At 55.7% G+C, this 19,829-nt stretch carries 18 protein-coding genes, 5 tRNA genes and 1 pseudogene; 16 read left to right on the top strand and 8 right to left on the bottom strand.

Annotation, left to right across the window (positions count from 1 at the left end):
• From QNK41_RS07080 to QNK41_RS07050, 7 genes and pseudogenes are all read left to right on the top strand, one after another.
• Nucleotides 1–274 (top strand): annotated as a pseudogene (locus tag QNK41_RS07080) (S-methyl-5-thioribose-1-phosphate isomerase); the annotation flags it as partial.
• 52 nt (nucleotides 275–326) lie between these two features.
• Complete coding sequence (locus QNK41_RS07075) at nucleotides 327–803, top strand: Lrp/AsnC family transcriptional regulator (protein ID WP_319255170.1); 477 nt, start codon at nucleotides 327–329, stop codon at nucleotides 801–803.
• Between the two features lie 549 nt (nucleotides 804–1,352).
• The gene (locus QNK41_RS07070; RefSeq protein WP_319255168.1) at nucleotides 1,353–2,699 is read left to right on the top strand and encodes a B12-binding domain-containing radical SAM protein; all 1,347 of its coding nucleotides are present in this window, start codon (nucleotides 1,353–1,355) and stop codon (nucleotides 2,697–2,699) included.
• Between the two features lie 255 nt (nucleotides 2,700–2,954).
• Nucleotides 2,955–3,884 carry a universal stress protein gene (locus tag QNK41_RS07065; RefSeq protein WP_319255166.1) on the top strand — a complete coding sequence of 310 codons (930 nt, stop codon included), beginning with the start codon at nucleotides 2,955–2,957 and terminating at the stop codon, nucleotides 3,882–3,884.
• Entirely contained in the window at nucleotides 3,881–4,978 is a 1,098-nt protein-coding gene (locus QNK41_RS07060) for a histone deacetylase (RefSeq protein WP_319255164.1), read from the top strand. Before QNK41_RS07065 ends, QNK41_RS07060 begins: the two co-directional genes overlap by 4 nt.
• A 48-nt stretch (nucleotides 4,979–5,026) precedes the next feature.
• Entirely contained in the window at nucleotides 5,027–5,371 is a 345-nt protein-coding gene (locus tag QNK41_RS07055) for a hypothetical protein (protein WP_319255162.1), read from the top strand.
• A gap of 46 nt (nucleotides 5,372–5,417) precedes the next feature.
• Complete coding sequence (locus QNK41_RS07050; RefSeq protein ID WP_319255160.1) at nucleotides 5,418–6,950, top strand: hypothetical protein; 1,533 nt, start codon at nucleotides 5,418–5,420, stop codon at nucleotides 6,948–6,950.
• 119 nt (nucleotides 6,951–7,069) lie between these two features.
• On the opposite strand, the gene QNK41_RS07045 is transcribed toward QNK41_RS07050, so the two are convergent.
• On the bottom strand, nucleotides 7,070–7,360 hold the full coding sequence (locus tag QNK41_RS07045; RefSeq protein WP_319255159.1) for a hypothetical protein: 291 nt from the start codon (nucleotides 7,358–7,360) through the stop codon (nucleotides 7,070–7,072).
• A gap of 85 nt (nucleotides 7,361–7,445) precedes the next feature.
• Here QNK41_RS07045 and QNK41_RS07040 point away from each other — a divergent pair, with 85 nt between their 5' ends.
• Together QNK41_RS07040 and QNK41_RS07035 are read left to right on the top strand one after the other, a co-directional pair.
• Nucleotides 7,446–8,342 carry a hypothetical protein gene (locus QNK41_RS07040; protein WP_319255157.1) on the top strand — a complete coding sequence of 299 codons (897 nt, stop codon included), beginning with the start codon at nucleotides 7,446–7,448 and terminating at the stop codon, nucleotides 8,340–8,342.
• A gap of 122 nt (nucleotides 8,343–8,464) precedes the next feature.
• Nucleotides 8,465–9,541 carry a nitronate monooxygenase gene (locus QNK41_RS07035; RefSeq protein WP_319255155.1) on the top strand — a complete coding sequence of 359 codons (1,077 nt, stop codon included), beginning with the start codon at nucleotides 8,465–8,467 and terminating at the stop codon, nucleotides 9,539–9,541.
• Between the two features lie 245 nt (nucleotides 9,542–9,786).
• Here the strand turns inward: QNK41_RS07035 and QNK41_RS07030 are convergent, their stop codons facing one another.
• The 4 genes from QNK41_RS07030 to QNK41_RS07015 form a co-directional block, all read right to left on the bottom strand.
• Nucleotides 9,787–10,671, bottom strand: coding sequence for a transporter substrate-binding domain-containing protein (locus QNK41_RS07030; RefSeq protein WP_319255153.1), 885 nt, complete (start codon nucleotides 10,669–10,671; stop codon nucleotides 9,787–9,789).
• Nucleotides 10,672–10,730: 59 nt separating this feature from the next.
• Entirely contained in the window at nucleotides 10,731–12,167 is a 1,437-nt protein-coding gene (nhaC, locus tag QNK41_RS07025) for a Na+/H+ antiporter NhaC (RefSeq protein ID WP_319255152.1), read from the bottom strand.
• A gap of 23 nt (nucleotides 12,168–12,190) precedes the next feature.
• Nucleotides 12,191–12,649, bottom strand: coding sequence for a universal stress protein (locus QNK41_RS07020; protein ID WP_319255150.1), 459 nt, complete (start codon nucleotides 12,647–12,649; stop codon nucleotides 12,191–12,193).
• Nucleotides 12,650–12,925: 276 nt separating this feature from the next.
• Nucleotides 12,926–14,251, bottom strand: a complete 1,326-nt coding sequence (locus tag QNK41_RS07015; RefSeq protein ID WP_319255148.1) for a cyclic 2,3-diphosphoglycerate synthase — start codon at nucleotides 14,249–14,251, stop codon at nucleotides 12,926–12,928.
• A 662-nt stretch (nucleotides 14,252–14,913) separates the two neighbouring features.
• Here QNK41_RS07015 and QNK41_RS07010 point away from each other — a divergent pair.
• On the top strand, nucleotides 14,914–15,627 hold the full coding sequence (locus QNK41_RS07010; protein WP_319255146.1) for a FadR/GntR family transcriptional regulator: 714 nt from the start codon (nucleotides 14,914–14,916) through the stop codon (nucleotides 15,625–15,627).
• Between the two features lie 60 nt (nucleotides 15,628–15,687).
• On the opposite strand, the gene QNK41_RS07005 is transcribed toward QNK41_RS07010, so the two are convergent.
• The 3 genes from QNK41_RS07005 to QNK41_RS06995 form a co-directional block, all read right to left on the bottom strand.
• Nucleotides 15,688–16,527, bottom strand: a complete 840-nt coding sequence (locus QNK41_RS07005) for a hypothetical protein (protein WP_319255144.1) — start codon at nucleotides 16,525–16,527, stop codon at nucleotides 15,688–15,690.
• A gap of 50 nt (nucleotides 16,528–16,577) precedes the next feature.
• A tRNA-Arg gene (locus QNK41_RS07000) sits at nucleotides 16,578–16,653 on the bottom strand.
• Nucleotides 16,654–16,665: 12 nt separating this feature from the next.
• Nucleotides 16,666–18,543, bottom strand: a complete 1,878-nt coding sequence (locus tag QNK41_RS06995) for a lytic transglycosylase domain-containing protein (RefSeq protein WP_319255142.1) — start codon at nucleotides 18,541–18,543, stop codon at nucleotides 16,666–16,668.
• A gap of 211 nt (nucleotides 18,544–18,754) precedes the next feature.
• Between QNK41_RS06995 and QNK41_RS06990 the strand changes: the two genes are divergently transcribed.
• The 6 genes from QNK41_RS06990 to QNK41_RS06965 form a co-directional block, all read left to right on the top strand.
• A complete protein-coding gene (locus tag QNK41_RS06990) occupies nucleotides 18,755–19,000 on the top strand; it encodes a hypothetical protein (RefSeq protein ID WP_319255140.1) in 246 nt (81 codons plus the stop codon).
• A gap of 79 nt (nucleotides 19,001–19,079) precedes the next feature.
• Nucleotides 19,080–19,155 (top strand) — tRNA-Thr (locus QNK41_RS06985).
• Nucleotides 19,156–19,175: 20 nt separating this feature from the next.
• Nucleotides 19,176–19,260: transfer RNA gene (locus QNK41_RS06980), tRNA-Tyr, on the top strand.
• Nucleotides 19,261–19,402: 142 nt separating this feature from the next.
• Nucleotides 19,403–19,478, top strand: a tRNA-Gly gene (locus QNK41_RS06975).
• A gap of 66 nt (nucleotides 19,479–19,544) precedes the next feature.
• Nucleotides 19,545–19,621 (top strand) — tRNA-Thr (locus tag QNK41_RS06970).
• A 67-nt stretch (nucleotides 19,622–19,688) separates the two neighbouring features.
• A partial coding sequence (locus QNK41_RS06965) for a GTP-binding protein (RefSeq protein WP_319255173.1) occupies nucleotides 19,689–19,829 on the top strand: 141 nt, incomplete at its 3' end.

The following is a 19,829-nucleotide window of genomic DNA, read 5'->3' as shown; positions in this document are numbered from 1 at the left end:
GACCGACGGGGTGAAAGAGATCCCCATCGAAGAGCGCAACCCCGACGAGGTGCGCTACATCCAGGGGTTGGCCGACGGCCGGATCACCCGGGTGCTGGTGCCCCCCGAATCCAGCCCGGCGGCGGACTTCGCCTTTGACGTCACCCCGGCCCGGCTGGTCACCGGCTTTATCACCGAAAGAGGTATTTGCGATGCCAGCCAAGCCGCGATTCATGGGTTGTTTCCCGAGCACGAACAGGCTGCCAAGGTTGCCGGCGTGAGCCACATGATTTGATCAACCCACTATGTCCTTGACAACCCGCTGATAACCATCCATAAAACCGCCCATGCTTACCGACCTTGATAAGAAAGTTATCGCATCCATCCAGGGGGACATTCCCGTCGTATCGCGCCCCTACCAGGTGCTGGCCGAAGAGATCGGCATCTCCGAGAAGACCCTCATCCAAACCCTTCAAGATCTCACCGACCGGGGTGTGATCCGCCGTTTCGGGGCCACCTTGCGCCACCAGAAGTCCGGGTTTCAGGCCAATGCCATGACCGCCTGGCAGGTGGAGGAGGATCGTATCGAAGCCGTGGGCAAAATCATGGCCTCGTTTCGGGCCGTTTCCCACTGCTATCGCCGCGATCCGGCCGACGGCTGGCCTTACAACCTTTACACCATGATTCACGGCAAGAGTGAAGAGGACTGCCGGAGCACCGCGCGTAAAATGTCCGAAAAATCAGGGGTGCAGACGTACCAGCTGCTGTTCAGCCGCCAGGAGCTGAAAAAGATTTCGATGACGTACTTTACGGATGCGAACTAAGCCTCCCACCAGAAACGGCATCTTGCGGCCAATATCAGCGTTCTCACGTTATTGAAATCCTCGACGTAGCGCTGCTACGCCTGCGGTTTCAATAACGCTGCGGCCTTGATCTGGACCCCAATCTACCTTTTCTGGCCAGGAACTGGCATGTTGAGAGCCAAATAAAGACAAAACCTAAAAACCAAATGACAAATAAATCACAATAGCCAAATTCAAAATTCCAAACCAGGTCTTGAAAGAATGATATTCCAATGGTCAACATTAGAGATATCAAAACCAATAACTACTGGTTTTTGATCTTACTTTGAGATTTGGATGTTGTAATTTGGAATTTATTACAGCCCTGAGGGTCTAATACCCCGTCGCTTGCGACGATAAAATAGATTTCATCCTTTGGTGATACCTCGCCGCTTGCGGCGGGGTAGTTCATTTGAGATTGGCAATTTGTAGCTTGCTGTTTCAGATTTGGCGATTGCGATAGGTTGTTTGCGGCCTACGCCTTTTCAACAGCACCGGTTTATCCGGGTTAGGAAATCAATTGGTGTTGCCATGAACCCGTCCGACACCCCCCACATCCTGCTGGTCAATCCCTGGATTCACGATTTTGCCGCCTATGATTTTTGGGCCAAACCGCTGGGGTTGCTGACCCTGGGGTCAATTTTGCGCGATCACGGGGCCCGGATTTCCTACATGGATTGCCTGGACCGGTTTCACCCCTTCGCCGCAGCAGGGCCGCTGCCGTCGGCGCGCTGCGGGCGCGGCCCGTACCTGAAGACGGTTATTGCCAAACCAAAGGGACTCGATGACATCCCGCGCAATTACTGCCGCTACGGCATTCCTGTCGAATGGTTCCGAAACGACCTGGAATCGCTGGATCCGCCGGATCTGGTGCTGGTCACCTCCCTGATGACCTACTGGTATCCGGGTGTTCGTGAAACGATCGATGTCCTAAAATCGGTTTTCCCGGATGTGCCGGTGGTGCTGGGCGGTGTTTATGCCACACTATGTGCCGATCATGCGAGACATACCTGCGGTGCGGACCGGGTGGTGAGCGGCCCGGGAGAAAGTGCCGTCCTGCCGCTGGTGGCCGAATTTACCGGCTGGTCACCCGCACCCCGGTTCGACCCCCAAGACCTGGATGCGTTGCCGCGCCCGGCGTTAGACCTCGAACACCGCCTGGCGTATGTGCCGGTGCTGACCTCGCGCGGGTGCCCGTTCAAATGCGCCTATTGCGCCTCCCACCGGCTCCAGCCCCGGAGGATGCGCCGCAGTCCCGCATCCGTCGTGGATGAAATCGTCCACTGGCATGCGAACCACGGGGTTGACGATTTCGCCTTTTACGATGACGCCCTGTTGGTCGATGCAGAACGGCACATCACGCCCCTGCTGGAGGGGATTGTCGCAGCAGGCGTGGACGTTCGCTTTCACACCCCCAACGCCCTGCATATCCGGGAGATCACCCGACCGCTCTCCCGGCTGATGAAGCGGGCCGGGTTTCACACCATCCGACTGGGCCTGGAAACCACGGCATTCGAAGGGCGGCAGACCATGGATTGCAAGGTGACCGGAGCGGAGTTTGTTCGGACCGTGGGGCATCTCAAGGCTGCCGGGTTCGGTGCACGCCAGGTGGGCGCCTACCTGCTGGCCGGCCTTCCCGGTCAGGATTTTACGGGCGTCGAGGCGTCCATTGCCCTGGTGAAGCAGGCCGGCGTCACCCCGGTGATTGCCCACTACACGCCGATTCCCGGCACACCCATGTGGTCCCAGGCCGTGGCCGCATCGCGCTACGATCTGGAGGCTGATCCCATCTTCACCAACAACGCCATTTTTCCCTGTCGGAGCGAGACCTTTTCCTGGGAGGCGCTCACGCGGCTCAAAAATCTGGCAAGGGTTTGAGGGCGCATCGTCAAATCCAAGCCTCTTGTCCCATTTCGTGCCACGGACCTTTTCTTGCAGCAATTTGGCGGCGGCGGACTAAAAGGTGGCTCATTCCACCGGATCCAATCTTAGGTGGGCACTGACTTTCTGATATTCAGATTGACATGAACGCCTGGTTTTTCCTACACTTTAGATGCAAAGCGCGAACCGGGCATCTTTACCTTGCCTCCCCACCGATATCTTGCCCCCAGCGCGACACAAAGGAATCCCATCATGCCGCTGACCATTCAAGCCATCGTCTGTGCGGTCGATTTCTCTCCTTTCAGCCCTCTGGTGGTCCGTCACGCAGTGGCCATTGCACGGCGGACCGGCTTACGTCTATACCTGATCCATGCGGTGCACGATCCCCAGGATGAGGCGCACCCGACAGCGGTGTTCGAGCGGGGAGGAGACCTGGCCCATCTTACCGACGACGCCCGGCAGCGAATTCGTGCCCTGATGACCGATGCCGCCGTGGACTGGGAGTCGGTGGTGCGTTTCGGGGAACCGGTGGAGCAGACCGTCGCCTTCGTCAGCAGTCTGCCGCCGAGTCTCGTGGTTTCCGCCAGCCACGGCCTATCCGGTTTTCGTCGGTTTTTCATCGGCACGGTGGTGGAACGCATGACGCGTGCACTGGACTGTCCTATGCTGGTGGTCAAGCCAGGCGAGGGTGAAGACCACGGCCGGTTCAACGGTTTTCGTTCAGCCGTGGTCAGCTGTGACGGTCACGGCTACTGGCAGCGGATGGCCCCGCTGATGCCCCTGCTTCAGTCCGATGCCGCTTCACGAATCCTCATGGTTCATGCCTTGGAAGGGCCCATGGAAGAAGTGATAACGGATTCCGATGCGGTGTCGTATGGCCAGGTTCAGCAGGCGCTACAGGATCGCCTGGACCGTCGGTTGCGCACACAGGGGCGGCGGATGTTTCCCCATGCCGATCAGGTTTCCGTGGCGATCGCCCCCGGTGTTCCCCAGGAGATGGTGCTGGGGCTTGCCCGGGAGCGGGCGTCAGATCTAATCGCTGTGGGTGTGCGCCGTTCCGGCAAGGTGGGCCGCTGGATATCCGGCTCTACGACCGAGGCGTTGTTGCGCCGCTCTCCCTGTAGTGTGTTGACGGTGCCCGAGGCGGTGGAGCCCACACACACCGAAGGCCATCATCGATGACGGCCACAGGTGTGGTTTGGGACCCTGTCTATCTTGAGCATGTGACCGATGACGGTCACCCGGATCATCCCCGTCGGCTCAAACCCCTCTATCGGCGCCTGCAGGATCCGATGGTGAACCACCGGTTCACCACCATCGTCCCGCCGGCGGCCACAGACGAAGAGATTCTTCTGGTGCACAGTCCGTCCTACCTGAACCAGGTCAAGGCTACCGCGACCCATCCTGCGTCTGCGCTCAGCGCCGACACCCTGACCTGTGACCGTTCTTACCCGGTGGCGGCCATTGCCGCCGGCGGCACCATCGAGGCGATCCGGCAAGTCGTTGCCGGGACCCTGTCCCATGCCCTGGTGCTGGCCCGTCCGCCCGGCCACCATGCCGAGCGCACCCGGGCCATGGGCTACTGCATCTTCAACAATGTGGCCATCGGCAGTATGGCGGCGCGCACAGCCATGGGGCTGGCGCGGGTGATGGTGGTGGACTGGGACCTTCATCACGGCAACGGCACCCAGCACATCTTCGAACGGGATCCCTCTGTTTTTTTCTTCTCTTCTCACCAGTTTCCCCACTATCCCGGAACCGGCCACTTCACCGAAACCGGCCAGGGGCCGGGGGAGGGGACCACCATGAACGTTCCTTTGAGCCGCGGCTGCGGGGACGGTGAATTTGCGGCCATTTACCAGCGACTACTTACACCCGTGGCGCTTGCGTTCAAACCGCAATTGATTCTGGTTTCCGCCGGGTTCGATATCCACGCTGCCGATCCGCTGGGAGGAATGAAGGTCACCCCGGCGGGATTTGCCGGCCTGACCCGACTGGTTCTCGACATTGCCCGGCAGACCTGTGCCGGGCGGGTGGTTTTCTGTCTGGAGGGGGGATACGACGCCGACGCCCTGGCCGACTCGGCCCTGGCCATGATCGATGAACTCACCGGCCGGACATCGACCGATGTGGATGCCATGGCGGCAAGTGCCGATCCGGGCCGACTGAACACCATCGTGGATCGATGCATTCACACCCACCGAAGGTTCTGGAAGGAACTGGAAGGGCAGCTGTCCAAGCATCGGCGACCGCAAAACCACTGGAGCAATCCGTAAGCCATTGCACAACCGACCACAACCCAATTTCATCAGGCAGGGGGTCACATGAACAGGATCAGCATCATGGAAGCGTCTGTCCGTAAGTGGGACCGGATCATTGCCGGCAAGGGCTCCGACGGCGGCGTCCTCGATTGTCCCCCCTGCCGCATCTTTTACGTGCTTGTCTGCACAGGGTGCCCCATTGCGCGGTATACGGGGAAAAAGTTCTGCAAGGGATCGCCGTACATCGAATGGTATTGGCACCAGAACGATGTCCACGGCAAGATGTTTCGAAAAGTATACTGCCCGGAATGCGAACGGCTGGCCCGTAACATGCGGGACTTCATGGTTGAGATCGTCGACCACCTGAAGGCCCAACAAGCGGCGGCTGAAAGCGGGGAACCATCGTGAGGATCCGGCGGCATTCATTGCCGGTTCTCGACACAGGCGGGTTCCGGTGATGATCTGGGTGGCCCTGGGCCTGACCGCCGAGACGGCGGTTTTTATACTGGCGGCCACTGCCTGGTTCCTGTCCATGGGATATACCCTTGCCGAAGCCGGCGCCGGCGCCGTCGTGATGGTATTCATGGCCCTTTCACTGATCCATCAGATGTCTCTTTTTATTGGATCGCCGCTACCCGGTTACATCCTGGAACCCGCCGCCCTGGCAGGACTTTTGTTTTTTGGTGTCCGCCGGTTGCCGCACCTGCTCCGGGAGCTGGTATCGGCGACTCGCCTGGTGCACCAGGAGATTTTTTCAGGGTTGACCATCGCGGCCGCCTGGACGGCGATGGCGGGCCTGGTGATGGTGGGATGGTTGTCGACGGATCACCTGCCGACCGTCCATCCATGGGACGGACTGATGACCGGTTCGGTCTTCGGTGGCCTATTTCGAATGGCGGGCATCGATGCGATCCCCCCGCTCAACGCCACGGCCCTGTTTTACCACACGGCCCGGTTTGGCCTGGGACCCAACGCCTGCGGTTTCGGTTTGTTGGCCCACATGGCAGTAGGCTTTTCGACCTATGCCCTGGCCCGCCGGTATACCTGGCCACCCATGGCGTTGACCGTGACCCTGATGGTACTGAGCATGCCACGACTGGTTTTCCTGGGCTTATGGCCCTCGGCAGAGCTGGTATCCACTGCGGCCATTGCCTTTTCCATGGTGCTGATCTATCGACTCCTGGAGCAGCACCAGTCCGGGGACCTTCGCTTTTTCTTCCTTTGCATCCTGTTCTCCATTTATGCGAATCCGTTGAGCATTGCTCTGGTCCCGGTGATGGGGCTCCTGCTGGTGGTGATCATGATTCGCCGGCACGGATGGCTGCTTTGGCGGGAACTGCTTGCGGCCAAACCGCTTTTAACGGTGCTGACCCTATTGCCGGCTATGATGTTGGCTCAGATTCCCGTCTTTGCATGGAACCTGGCCCACGATCATCCGCTTATCGGCACGGCCATCGCCTTCGATAACCACGGCATCCTCGGCGCCGCCGTCAACCTGGTTCGCTACCTGTTTGTCAGTTTCGACCCTACTGAACCGCTGCAGCGAATGGTGGTGTGGCTGGTGGGACTGGATCTGAGGGGCCTGGTGATGGGAATATACAACAGCCTGGTGATGCCGGTGTTTGGCCCTGCCGGGGTGGCGGATTCGTTTACCCTGATCTTTTCAGGCAGCGGACCCATGGGCTTCGGTCCCTTTGCTTTGCTGTTGGTGGTGCCGTCGATGATCTACGCCATGGTTCGGGGACCACGGCGCCTCAAGGCGGTGAGCGTGGCATGGTCGGGATACCTCTACCTGGCGGCCCTGGTGGTTGCCTGGCATCCTGGCAGCCTCGCTGTTCTTAGTCCTTTGTATGCGGCAAACGGTTTTGTCGTTGCGTTCGCCCTGCCTCCCTGGCGGCTCCGACGGCGCGGTATGCGGCTGCTTCAGATGGCCTTCACCCTTCTGCTGGCTTGGTCGATTGTCAGAGCAGGATGGGCGCCTGTTTGATTGACCCTGCACCTTAGGTGTTGAAAAGCGGGCCGATGTGGATTACAAAAAAGGATGGCTAAAGGCGGGTGTTCCCGTTGTGTCCACTTTTTTCATCCCACACATGAATTAGATCAGCTCTATGAAATCGGCTGTTGCTCTGCGGGTAGACCGATACGGACTATTTGTGCAACGTGTCCGGCAACACATAAAACGATGGTGCCGCTCATTTTTATCGGCCGGTCTGTTATGATTTTCTCTGCCGCCATATTCAGGCGATCTACATCGCCATCATGGAGACGGGTGTAGAACATGCCGATCACCCACGTGGGGGAGGGTTCAATCGGGTCAACCCGGAGCGATTCTTGACCCGTCTTTACGAAGCCGGAAATTTTTTTATGCAGTGGTGGAGGCTCTGGATGGCCGGCCATCGGACACCGGCATCCATACACGGTTTAGAATCGTAACGCCACTTTGGATTGATGATCAGGAGATAAGGAGATTAATGTGAATTCCATGAACAGGACCCTCGCGACCGTAGCCGCTGTCTTTGCCCTGATTGTCGTCGGCCTGGTGACCTACTTTATGGTCAATAAATGGCACCAGAGCCAGATGGCCGTTGGCCGTCAGCAAGCTCAGAAGGAATGCCTGGAAGTGATCCAAAAAATGGAGGCGGACATCCAAGAGATGCAGGCTCAGTTGGAAACCGAGCGCCAAATGCGTCCGGGAGATGAGGTTTTCCCAACGGTGTTTGGCACGCCGGCTCCCGACCGGAATGCCGATGCCCTGACCGTCGACTGCGAAAAGGTAGATGTGCAGATGGTCTCCTTTTTCAACTACCTGGACAGTCAGCCTTACCTGTCGGACCGGGAGATCGACGGGGGCAGTGCCGGTTTCTTCCGCGAATGTGCGGCGCTGCTCATGGACAACCCGCCGGTTAACATCGGGGAGATGCAGGAGCTGTTTAGACTGGTGAAAAATGTGACCCATTTCTACCGGGTTCTGGGGAAAAAACGATTGATGCTGGCCAAGGATATCCTGGCCTCGGAAGAGCGGGTACTCGAGCCGGCCATGGCTGTTTTCTACGCCACCATCGGGGAATGCGGCAAGCCATTGACCGGTGACGCGCAGCCCTTGTCCATCGACCGGCTTTACGATTATGCCGGCTATTTTCTGAATACCCTGGGGGGGCGGAGCTATCTGCTGCGGCGGGAATCCAAGATGCGCATGCTGGTGAATTATTACGCCATTTTAGTTGTCGATCGGGCGAACGATGAGAAATTTAACCGTTACGGCATCGATGTCCGCCCCTATATCGACTATCTATTCTATGATATTTCCAACCAAAAAGGACTGACCTACCGGGAACGCTACCTCACCCGACTGACCGCCTTGCGCAACAAGTACATGTAAAACTTTTGTCATATCGCTTTTCTTGCTTGTGGCCCGTCATGGTCTGAGGCTATGGATACAGCATTTTAAAACGATTTGGGTCTTTTAGATCCTAATTTAAAAGCTGTGGGACGGTGCTATCCATGAAAATGCCTGAGTTGAAAATTGGTCATCTGATCAGTCGGCTGCCGATCATCCAGGGGGGCATGGGCGTGGGGATTTCCATGTCCGGCCTGGCCTCCGCCGTGGCCAATGCCGGGGGGATCGGCGTGATTGCCGGCGCTATGGTCGGTATTACCGAAAAGGACATAGCTACCAACGGGATCGAGGCCAACTGCCGGGCCCTTTCCCGGGAGATCCGCAAAGCCAGGGAAAAGACCCGCGGAATCATCGGCGTCAACATCATGGTGGCCCTGACCCATTTTGCGGAAATGGTAAAAACCGCCATTGCCGATGGGGTCGATATCATTTTTGCCGGCGCCGGTCTGCCGCTGGATCTGCCCGGCTTTCTGAAAAAGGGTGACCAGACGCGGCTGGTGCCCATCGTTTCTTCGGGCCGGGCCGCCGCGTTGATCTGCAAACGATGGTTCCAGCGCTATGGTTATCTCCCCGACGCGTTTGTGGTTGAAGGCCCCAAGGCCGGCGGTCACCTGGGGTTCAAGGCCGATCAGTTGGACGATCCCGCCTTTTGCCTGGAGAACCTGGTGGGCGAGGTGGTCGCTCAGATGAAAAATGTGGAAGCGAAGCACGGCGTCCGCATACCCGTCATTGCTGCCGGCGGCGTGTATGACGGTGATGATATTCGACGATTCCTTAAAATGGGGGCCAGCGGGGTTCAGATGGGCACCCGGTTTGTGGCCACCCATGAATGTGATGCGGATCTGGCCTTCAAACAGTCTTATGTGGATGCCAAAAAGGAAGACCTGATGGTGATCAATAGTCCGGTCGGCCTTCCGGGGCGGGCGCTAAGGAACCAGTTCCTGGTGGATGCGGCTGCCGGTACCAAACATCCCTTTCGCTGCCCTTACCACTGCATCAAAACCTGCGATCCGGAAAATAGCCCCTACTGCATTGGCATGGCCCTGGCCTCGGCCAGGCGCGGCAAGCTAAAAAACGGGTTTGCCTTTGCCGGTGCCAATGCGTTCCGTGTGGACAGGATCGTTTCTGTCAGTGAACTGATGGGTTCTTTGGAGGCTGGTTACGACTTGGCCACGGGTTAGATTAGTGTCGATCCACAAATGGCCAATTTGCCTGATATCTGCGTTATGCTCAAAATTTTATCCTCGGAATATCAACTATATGCCTGCGGTAAAATTTTTCGCTTGCCTTGATCTCAACCAAATTTGCCTATTTCTGAATGGACACTATATTGGCATAAGACGATAAGCAAACAAATAGGCCCGGTGTCTCGACAACAGAGGCGCCGGGCTTTTTGTTCGCCGCGAAAAGTGTCGTGATCCGGTCGCTAACGGGCAAACCGATGCCAGTCGGTTTGCACGAACCATCGATCGTAAATTGTTTCGAACCGCCCGTCCGCCTTGATTTGTACCAGGAACTGATTCAGAAATTTTAGAAAATCCGGGTCGTTTTTGCGAATGGCCCAGGCAATGGGCTCCTTGGTAAAGGGTTCGTCGAGAAAAATCAGATTTTCGGACGAATGCATGGCCTTGAACACGGCATTGAAAGGCAGATCGTAGACAAACGCATCGGCCTTGCCCTCCAACACACGCATGGCACCATCCATTTCCGTGTTCACCGGCATATAGGTGGCCCGGGGAATCATTTTCAGCACCGCTGCTTCACCGGTGGTCCCTGGCTTGGAGACCACCGTGTACGCGGAATCATCCAGGTCCTTGTAAGATTTGACCGCCTTTTCATGGCGGGCATTGAGCAGCACCGTTTGTCCCACGGTCATGAACGGATCGGCGAAATCGACTTGGGTTTGGCGGGCTTCGGTCACCGACATGCCGCCGAAAATAATGTCGAAGCGTCCCAGCTTGAGGGCCGGAATGATGCTGGTCCACAGGGTGTCCACAAACACCGGTTTGACCCCTAACGCGTTTGCCATCTCTATGCCGATGTCGATGTCAAAGCCCATCAGGCTCAGCTGACGGCCCTTTTGCCGCAACCCGCCGTGCCGGATCACTTTTTGGCGCAGTCCGCTGCGGGTGTCGATCATCTCAAAGGGCATGAAGCCGGCCTCAAGGCCGATGCGCAGTTCCCCGCGCTGTATGATGCCCGCCAAGGTGGAGTCCTTGGAAAACGCGACATCAGCGGCCAAGGCCGGTATGCCCCACAGGCCCACCACCATCAGGATCATGATCAATCGTAAATTGAATTGTTTTAGCATTTGCATACCTCCCTCGATGGCTGCCCTGCCGGCCACTCGCCGGCGGGGCAGCGTTGCTGTCAGGCAGGGCTTTTTACGCCGGCCTCCTCTGTATCCGCCTCGGCGTCATCCGCGTCTATGGGATCCATGGTGATATTGAACCACCCAAAAAGCATGGAAACAATCGGCGATATCCAGCAGAAGAAGTTGAAGGGCAGGTAGGCTAAGGTCGCCACGCCCAGTGTGGCTGCCATATAGGCACCGCCCGAGTTCCACGGTACGAGGTTGGCGGTAACGGTGGCACTGTCTTCGATGGCACGCGACAGGTTTTTGGGGTGCAGTCCCTGGTCTTTAAAGGCCTGGGCGTACATCTTGCCGGTCATGACAATGGACATGTATTGGTCGCACAGGATCAGGTTGGATCCGATGGCGGTCAACACGGTGGCCGTAACCAGGGAGCCGGTGGACTGGGCTTTTTTGAGGATGACCGTGACCACCACGCGCAGCTGGTTGGTCTTTTCCATGATGCCGCCGAACATCATGGCGCAGATCACCAGGGAGACGGTGTACATCATCGATTCGAAACCGCCCTTGGTGAGCAGGTTGTCGACCGCTTCAATGCCGGAATTACTGGTGTAGCCGCCGTATGCCGCGGACAAGAAATCGCCGAAGGTGTTCTTTTGGAAAATCATGCCCAAAACGGCGGCAACGATGATGCCGATGGTGATTCCCGGGACCGCCGGGATTTTGCGAAACGCCAGAACCATGACGACCGCCGCTGGCAGCAGCAGCAGGGGATTGACAGCAAATTGGGCGTCGATGCCGGCCAGGATCTGGTTGACTGCCTCCAGGTTGGCCTCACCGCCGCCATAAAAAAAGCCCAGCGCAATCTCAATAACCAGCGTGATGGTGATACTGACTCCAGTGGTGTAGGTCATGTGCTTGATATGGGTGTACAGGTCGGTGCCCACCATGGCCGGCGCCAGGTTGGTCGTGTCGGACAGGGGCGACATCTTGTCGCCGAAATAAGCCCCCGAAAGCACCGCCCCGGCAACGATCGGCAGGGGGAAGCCCAGTCCCGATCCGATGCCGATCAGGGCGATGCCGATGGTTCCCGCAGTCCCCCAGGAGGAGCCTGTGGCCAGTGAGGTGATCGAACAGATGATCAAGGTTGCCGGCAAAAAGATCTTGGGGTGAAGAATCTTCAGACCGTAGTAGAGCAGGGTCGGGACGACGCCGCTCATAATCCAGACGCCGATGAGAATGCCGATAATGAGCAGGATGACAATGGCCTGTAGCGAGTTGGTGATGCCGTTGAGCATGCCGGTCTCGATATCCTTCCAGCTGAACCCGGCGCGCAGACCCACCAGGGCCGCCACCAGGACGCCTATCAGAATCGGCACCTGGGCGTCCGACTCGTAGCGAACGATGGCCAGGCTGATCATTGTGACCAAGGCCAGGATGGATATCAATGCTTCCCACAGGTAGGGATCTCGTTTTTCTCGTGGCGTTGCCATGATCGTTCTCCTTTCGACGTTTTTCAATTGCTTTTGACGAGCATTACCGGCACGGGTGACAGCTTGGCCACTTTGTCCGCCACCGATCCGAAGATCGCCTTTTGCAGCGGGCTTCCGCTGCCCATGACGATCAGATCGATCTTTTCGGACTCGACATAGTCCAGGATCCTTTTATAGTGGGTGCCACTCACCACGGTCGACTTGACGATGTCGAGGCCCTTTAAATGTTTGTCCTTGAAAACCTCCAGTGTCTCTTTGGCGCGTGAGAGGAGCTGATCTTCGAAATCGGAGGCGATGCTCTTAAAATCCGTCTCCGACGGCTGCGACACATAGGCGTCGAAAAACCATTCGAAGCGTCTGAGCACATGCAACAGGTGAAGTTTTGCTCCGAACCGGCTGGCCACGGTGGCCACATAAGGGGCCACAACCGGAGAAATGTCGGTCAGGGCAACGGGAAAGAGAATGTTCTGGAAATCGACCATGTATGACTCCTGTCATTTGAAACTGTTCACCTGCAGGGTGGTGTGAGCATGTTGCCCCCACCGCCAACACCCTTACCTGGAAATATCGGAGACAACAAATTGCAAGCACCAACTTCCTAAATAACAAACTACAAAAATCAAATTGCAAACAAACTCCAATTTACAATGCCCAAATCTCAAAAAAGGGTAAAAACCGACATTGAAATTTAGAATTTAACTATTATTATTTACACGCTACGACTCTGCTGTTTTTTGACAAAAAAATCAACGTCAGGATTAAGATACAAAGTGCTCAGTGATGATAGCCTCAAGTGTGGGCTCGCCATGATCGCTGTATTCATAGCGGATGCGCGAATGCGGGCGGTTAATTTTCAGCAGTCGGGAGAGATCAACGGGTGTAGCCACGATCACCAGATCGCATTCGGTGGCGTTGATGGTGGCTTCCAGGTCTTTTATCTGCTGTTGGCCGTACCCCATGGCGGGCAGCAGATGGCCAATATCCGGATAGTTCGCGAACGTCTCTTTCAGCCGACCCTTCAGAAACGGCCGCGGATCCACCAGTGCGGCTGCACCAAAACGCTTGGCGGCGATCACGCCGGCGCCATAGGCCATGTTGCCATGGGTGAGGGTCGGGCCGTCCTCGACCACCAGCACCCGTTTGCCCCGGATCATGTCGGCATCATCGGGAATCAGTTCGGAGTCGGCCAGGACGATACGGGCCGACGGATTATGGGCTTCGATGGCCTTGCGCACGGCTGCGACATTTTCCGGAGTGGCGCTGTCCACCTTGTTGATGATGGCCACATCGGCCATCAACAGGTTGGTCTCCCCCGGATGGTAGGCGGTTTCATGACCCGGCCGGTGTGGGTCCAGCAGGACGATGTGGAGATCGGGCTTGTAAAAGGGCGTGTCGTTGTTCCCGCCGTCCCAGACGATGACATCGGCTTCGGTTTCTGCCTGTCTCAGTATTTTTTCGTAGTCGACGCCGGCATAGGCCACCACACCCATGCGGATGTGGGGTTCGTACTCTTCGCGTTCTTCGATGGTGCACCGATGGGTGTCCAGGTCCTCGTATGAAGCGAATCGCTGTACCACCTGTTGGGTCAGGTCGCCATAGGGCATGGGGTGACGGACCGCCACAACGGTTTTGCCCATTTTTTTGAGGATCTCGATGACCTTGCGGCTGGTTTGGGATTTACCGCAGCCGGTGCGAACCGCGCAGACCGACACGACCGGTTTGGTGGATTCAATCATGGTGTAGGGGGCGCCGACAATGATAAAATCCGCACCAGCGGCCGTGGCAATGGAGGCTTTGTGCATCACCTCCGCATGGGTGACATCGCTGTAGGAAAAGGCCACCAGGTCCACCCGGTGGGCCTCGATCAGTTCGCGCAATTTTTTGTCGGAATGAATGGGAATTCCTTGCGGATAGAGACTGCCGGCCAACTCTGCCGGATAGCGGCGACCATCGATGTCGGGAATCTGGGTCGCGGTGAATGCCACTACCTGATAGCGACCGTTGTCCCTGAAGTAGACATTGAAGTTGTGAAAATCACGACCGGCGGCGCCCATGATGATGACATTTTCGATTCGGTTGTTCATTACGGGTGACCTCCTGAAGGTAGTATTCGTTGCTTGATGGCGTTCCTCAGACCTTGTCGGTTAGCAAGCAACGTCAGTAACTTAAGCCTTCGGTGGTAAAAAAAACGGCCCTTTCGGAGTCGACATTGCGATCGGGATCGAAACTAATGCCATGGCCGTGTTTGTCGATTTCGATAGCGATCCCGATAGCGATAGATTCTCCCAATATGAAAACTGCTTAAGTTAACGACATTGGGTTAGAAAGATCAATTGCTGAATAGCTCAGTTATGCCTGGTTCCGTTGGTCAATGATCGGATATTAATTTTTGGATCAGGTTGCTTAACCGGAAAAGCTGAAAGGAAATCATTTTACATACAATGATATGATGATATATTGATTAGATAATAATTTGTCAACTAAATTATAGGCCTGTAGCGCCGCGCCTTCTGAACCGCTATAGCGAGCGCAATGCCCGTCCCTTGTCGGAGCGAAGCAGAGAATCCGAACACCGGGGCGGCAGTGTTTGCGAGCGGACTGCGTATCGATTATCATCCTTACGGTGACCCTTCCCGTGGCTTACCGTGGGGAGGGTTCAATCATCGGCTTGACTTGATCGGGTGGTTACACATAATATGATTTAATAATTTGATGTTTGTTCCCATGCCATCAATGAAGGGCTTTTGTGAAAAACAAACCATACCATCGCAAGCTCTATCAGTATATCGTTGAAGAACTTGGCCAACGCATCGTCCAGGGGCGATACCAGGCCCCGGACGTGCTGCCCACGGAAGACAAGCTGTGCGAAGAATTAAGTGTCAGCCGAGGGGTGCTACGCGAGGCCACGAAGGTGTTGACGCAAAAGGGCCTGATCCAGACCCGCCCCCGAGTGGGCACCCAGGTCCTGCCACGGGACTGCTGGAATTTATTTGACGCGGATGTGCTCCTCTGGCGGTTGCAGGTGGAAGATAAATTCACCTTTTTGAAGACGGTCACCGAAGTGCGTCGGATCATCGAATCGGAAGCGGCACGATTGGCCGCATCCCGCGCCAGCCAAGCGGAAGTGTCAAGCATTAAGCTTTTGATGGAACAGATGGTCCAAATTCTGAGCGATGATGCCAATTATGTCTACGAGAAATACCTGGATATCGATATTGCCTTTCACAATTCTATTCTAAAGGCGTGTCACAACGATCTGCTGTCCCAAATCAGCAGTACCATGCGTGAGGCGGTTCACCAGGCCCGTGAACACGATATCAACGACATCGATATCCAAAAGGAATCGTTGCCGTTTCATGTGGCCATTGTCGATGGTATTGCCCGCAAAGATCCGGAAGCCGCCTACAAGGCGTCCCAGCAAATGTTCGACGATGTGTGGCGAGACATCACCCGAGGCTGAAGCGTTAACCACCTTCCCCCTGATTTTTATCTTTGGTGCTATTTTGATTGGAGGAACCGGTTATTTGATGGTTAGCGTCATCTCGAGTGCAATCAGAAGACCCTCAATCTTGGCTTCGGCATCTTCGATATCGTCTGTCGATGAAAACCCGGAATCGAGTTCCTGAAATATGTCCTCGAATCGGGATGCGGGTAGGGTTTTGGTTTTTCTCTTCACTGCCGGACGCGCATAAAGCCCGTCTTCAAAAAAATAATTGCTCACGCCCGGCGCACCCTGGCGACGGAACGGCCAGTTCATTTTCAGGGTGGTCAGCGTCGTCAACAGCGCGGCCGCAGGAACAGGTTCGGAAAAGTCGGCCGTATTGATCATCCGGCCCAACCGGTTTTCCAATTCGGTAAATAGGGCTGCCAGCAGGCGCCGCTCGGTTACGACCAGGCCGTGCAGGTACCAGTGGTTCATGCTCTGGCGAACGGCGGTCAGCCAGCGGGACGGCAGTTGTCTGGCGCTGGGGCAGAAGTAGGTGCGGCAGGCCATTCCTCCGTAGTAGCTCAATCCCCGCCAGTCTGTACCCTCGTTGCCTTTGGCTAGCGGGTGCAGCAGGCAGCCCACCCGCCGTCCGTCGTCCTCGATCACTCCAAGGAAAGCGCAGTGGTGAAAATCCGGAAAAGGCCTTTCCTGGGGTTCGGTGCCCTCGACGCTGGTCTTGAACGCATCGATGCCGGCCACCGTGCGCGGCACCTCGGCAAACCACCGTGTGCGACGAATCAGCATGGCCTCCAGATTTCTACGGGAAGGATCGGAAACATTGTACAGGCCGCAGCAGGCCCCGCAGGAGATATGGGGGCTTATCTGGCACAGGTAAACGGTATGCAAAGAGGGCGCGGTGCTAAGGGGTCCCATGAGTAGCCGTAAAAAAAGGTCCGGCGATTTTCGCCAAACCCTTATAAGTTTGGTGCCCCCGGCAGGATTCGAACCTGCGGCGCACGGATTAGGAATCCGATGCTCTATCCCCTGAGCTACGGGGGCGAAAAATGCATATTACTCGATCCGTACCGACTGACCCGGGTAGATGGTGCTCCGTGGGGTCAGGCTGTTGATTTTCAGGAATTGATTCAGGGACATGTTGTATTTGCGGGCAATGATGTACGGGCTGTCACCCCGTTGCACATAGTAATTTCCTGAGCCTTTGGCGGGTTTCGCGTTTGCGCTTTCCTTTGAGGGGACCTTCAACACCTGTTTGATCCTCAGCCGGGTCGTCGAGAGACGATTCATCTTCTGAATCTGTTGGGTCGTCGTACCGTATCGCTTGGCGATAATCCACAGGGAGTCACCACTTTTCACCACGTGTTTCTGATCCCACGCGCCGTGTGATGGCGCGACTGCCTGCGAATGCGTCACGACCATTCCACGCTGAGGAATTTTCAGTTTTTTGCCGGCGACGATATAGCTGGATCGCTTTAAATTGTTGGCCCACATGATGTTTTTTACACTGGTATGATACCGCCGGGCAATGGTCGACAGGGACTCTCCCTTTCTGACCCGGTGATAAACGTACGCGGGGCGGGGGGGAGACGACACCGGTACCTGGTCGATCGACGCCAGCAACAGGTCTTTTTTCCCGACCGGCACCCTCAGAGAATATGTGTTGGGGGGCAAAACACTGTAGCGAAGCTCGGGATTTAGATCCTTGAGCGTGTCGAGTGTGGTCCCCAAGGGGAGCGCCAGATCTTTCAGGTGGATCTGACGGTCTACATCAACCCATTCAAAAGCAAGTGCCGGATAGACTTCGACATCCGACATCCCATATTTTTCAAGGTTTTCGATGACGTGCAGCGCCGCCAAAAAGCGGGGCACATAACGAGCCGTCTCGAAGGGCAACCGGCCATAAAGATCCCAGAAATCATCTAAATAATTGATGTTCTGGGTCCGAATCACTCGCAGGACCCGTCCTTCTCCGCAGTTGTAGGCTGCCAGCACGGTCGACCAGTCCCCGAATATGCTATGGAGTTCCTTGAGGTAGGCGATGGCCGCGTCGCTGGCTTTTTCAAAATCCATGCGCTCATCGATATACTGGTCCCTTTTTAGGCCGAACTTGTAACCGGTTGAAGGGATGAACTGCCACAATCCCAGTGCCCGGGCGCTGGACAGTGCCTTAACCTTGAATCCGCTCTCGATCAACGGCAGCCAGGACAGTTCGGCGGGAAGACCCGCGGCCTCCAATTTTTCGAGGATCATGGGCCGGTATTTACCGGAACGCTTATAGGATTCGATAAAAAATCTTTTTTCCGGTCCTCGGGTGAACAGGTTGATCTCTTTTTGTATGTTCGTGTTGAGTTCGCGGGGGATGGCATTGTGGTTGCCATTGACCACGATATTCCGGGATGCGTAGATTTCGAGGATTCGCTTGGAAATGAGAAACCGCAGGTCTTCCTTTTGTTGAACCAATTTGGCCGGGTCATCCGGTTCGACGGTCAGGATCAACGAGTAGGCCTTGTCCAATGCCTCCAAGGCACTTTCCAACTCACCGTTTTGCCAGAATGCCTGGGCGGCCTCGCAAAAATCCAGAGCTTCGTCCAATTGCTGCTGCATGTCCGGGCCAGACGAATCGGTTTCGACAACCGCCACATCACCGGCGTCAGCCTCGTCTGCGGGCATCTCCACGTTTGAAGAGGCGGCATTGGATGGGTCGGCCAATTCGGTTTTGATTGGGGGGGCATCGCTGTCGATGGGATTGGTGACGGACTGCGACGGCGAAACGGGCGTCATGGCATCAGCCTCGGTGCCGGGAGCGTCAACGGCCGACGGCGGTACGGGCGCTGTCGTGACATCCATATTTTCGTTGGCGGTTTGATGGGCGCAACCGAGCAAAAGAATCAGGGCCAGACAGACAATCGGTCTCGAATAATAGGAAGACAATGGGTGGTCCTTTTATGGCAATGGTATTTAATGGTTAAAGAATCATGCGTGCCGATGCAAAACCGCATGTTTGTGGCGTCCTTATACATTGGACGTCGTTTTTGTCAAGTTGAGATGATTACAGCTGCTATGAATACATATCGTGCGTTCTGCGGGTGACTTTAATCGGAACAGGTGGAAAACATGGCATGCATCATTGGCGAAAGTGTGCATGTATAATGATATCGATATGATATTGATTGATTTTCTATGGTTTCAGGCATCAGCGAAAAATTTATTCCAAGATCAAACCAAACGTATCGATGGTAAAGCCGCTATCGAAGTGAACATGCTGCCATTGCCCAAGACGGCCCGCGGATTGCGAAGCCGCTGGACATTTATTGCCAAATGGTGGATCATAATAAATTTTTTGGATATCAGAAAAATTTTGCTTGAAAAAATTGAATTTTGGGTATAAAAGACATCGTTTCAATCAAGCTTGCTGGTCCAATCATTTTCGGGGCCGGTGATTGGTTTGTTCTTTTAGAGTATTGTTTGCCAGCGTAGCTCAGTTGGTAGAGCTACTGATTTGTAATCAGTGGGTCGGGGGTTCGAGTCCCTCCGCTGGCTCCAGTGTTAACAGCTGATCATATGGTGGGGTTCCCGAGTGGTCAAAGGGAACAGACTGTAAATCTGTCGGCGACGCCTTCGGAGGTTCAAATCCTCCCCCCACCACCATTTTAATTAGTAAGTGCTTGTAGAAGATCGTGCGTACAACAAGATCGAATACGTACTACATGGCTTGCTTTTATTTGCTGCTGGCTGACCAGCGGCAATTAAAACTGAGAAGCGTCAGTATCAACGTGTTTCGAGTGTGAACGCGGGAGTAGCTCAGTTGGTAGAGCTTCAGCCTTCCAAGCTGAATGTCGCGAGTTCGAGCCTCGTCTCCCGCTCCATTTGATACCAAACGCCGCTTTTCCCTGGCCTGCCATACCATTTTTCTTTTTGTAGCTGCACGTAACGCCCACGTAGCTCAGTCGGTAGAGCGCTTCCTTGGTAAGGAAGAGGTTCATCGGTTCGACTCCGATCGTGGGCTCCATTTTTTAGCCATTGATTTTGGAAGAACGAAATAGCCAGAAATTGTCCATTCATGGGAGGTTGTAAAAATGGCGAAGAAAAAATTTGAGAGGACGAAGCCGCACGTAAACGTAGGGACCATCGGGCATATTGACCATGGCAAGACAACCCTGACGGCGGCGATCACGAAGTTGAGTGGATTGAAGGGGTTGGCCGACTATATTCCCTTT

Source organism: Desulfosarcina sp. (genome assembly GCF_033791525.1).
Lineage (GTDB): Bacteria > Desulfobacterota > Desulfobacteria > Desulfobacterales > Desulfosarcinaceae > Desulfosarcina.
The sequence above is the reverse complement of the archived record's forward strand: the minus strand, read 5'-3'. Positions and strand labels throughout refer to the sequence as shown.

Bases quoted from the DNA above. Each gene is read 5' to 3' on its own strand.
- QNK41_RS07070 (WP_319255168.1), top strand. From the start codon at position 1,353: ATGAACCCGTCCGACACCCCCCACATCCTGCTGGTCAATCCCTGGATT.
- QNK41_RS07060 (WP_319255164.1), top strand. From the start codon at position 3,881: ATGACGGCCACAGGTGTGGTTTGGGACCCTGTCTATCTTGAGCATGTG.
- QNK41_RS07065 (WP_319255166.1), top strand. From the start codon at position 2,955: ATGCCGCTGACCATTCAAGCCATCGTCTGTGCGGTCGATTTCTCTCCT.
- QNK41_RS07040 (WP_319255157.1), top strand. From the start codon at position 7,446: ATGAACAGGACCCTCGCGACCGTAGCCGCTGTCTTTGCCCTGATTGTC.
- QNK41_RS07005 (WP_319255144.1), bottom strand. From the start codon at position 16,527: ATGGGACCCCTTAGCACCGCGCCCTCTTTGCATACCGTTTACCTGTGC.
- QNK41_RS07030 (WP_319255153.1), bottom strand. From the start codon at position 10,671: ATGCTAAAACAATTCAATTTACGATTGATCATGATCCTGATGGTGGTG.
- QNK41_RS07035 (WP_319255155.1), top strand. From the start codon at position 8,465: ATGAAAATGCCTGAGTTGAAAATTGGTCATCTGATCAGTCGGCTGCCG.
- QNK41_RS07055 (WP_319255162.1), top strand. From the start codon at position 5,027: ATGAACAGGATCAGCATCATGGAAGCGTCTGTCCGTAAGTGGGACCGG.
- QNK41_RS07020 (WP_319255150.1), bottom strand. From the start codon at position 12,649: ATGGTCGATTTCCAGAACATTCTCTTTCCCGTTGCCCTGACCGACATT.
- QNK41_RS06990 (WP_319255140.1), top strand. From the start codon at position 18,755: ATGTATAATGATATCGATATGATATTGATTGATTTTCTATGGTTTCAG.
- QNK41_RS07045 (WP_319255159.1), bottom strand. From the start codon at position 7,360: ATGGCCGGCCATCCAGAGCCTCCACCACTGCATAAAAAAATTTCCGGC.
- nhaC (WP_319255152.1), bottom strand. From the start codon at position 12,167: ATGGCAACGCCACGAGAAAAACGAGATCCCTACCTGTGGGAAGCATTG.
- QNK41_RS07015 (WP_319255148.1), bottom strand. From the start codon at position 14,251: ATGAACAACCGAATCGAAAATGTCATCATCATGGGCGCCGCCGGTCGT.
- QNK41_RS07075 (WP_319255170.1), top strand. From the start codon at position 327: ATGCTTACCGACCTTGATAAGAAAGTTATCGCATCCATCCAGGGGGAC.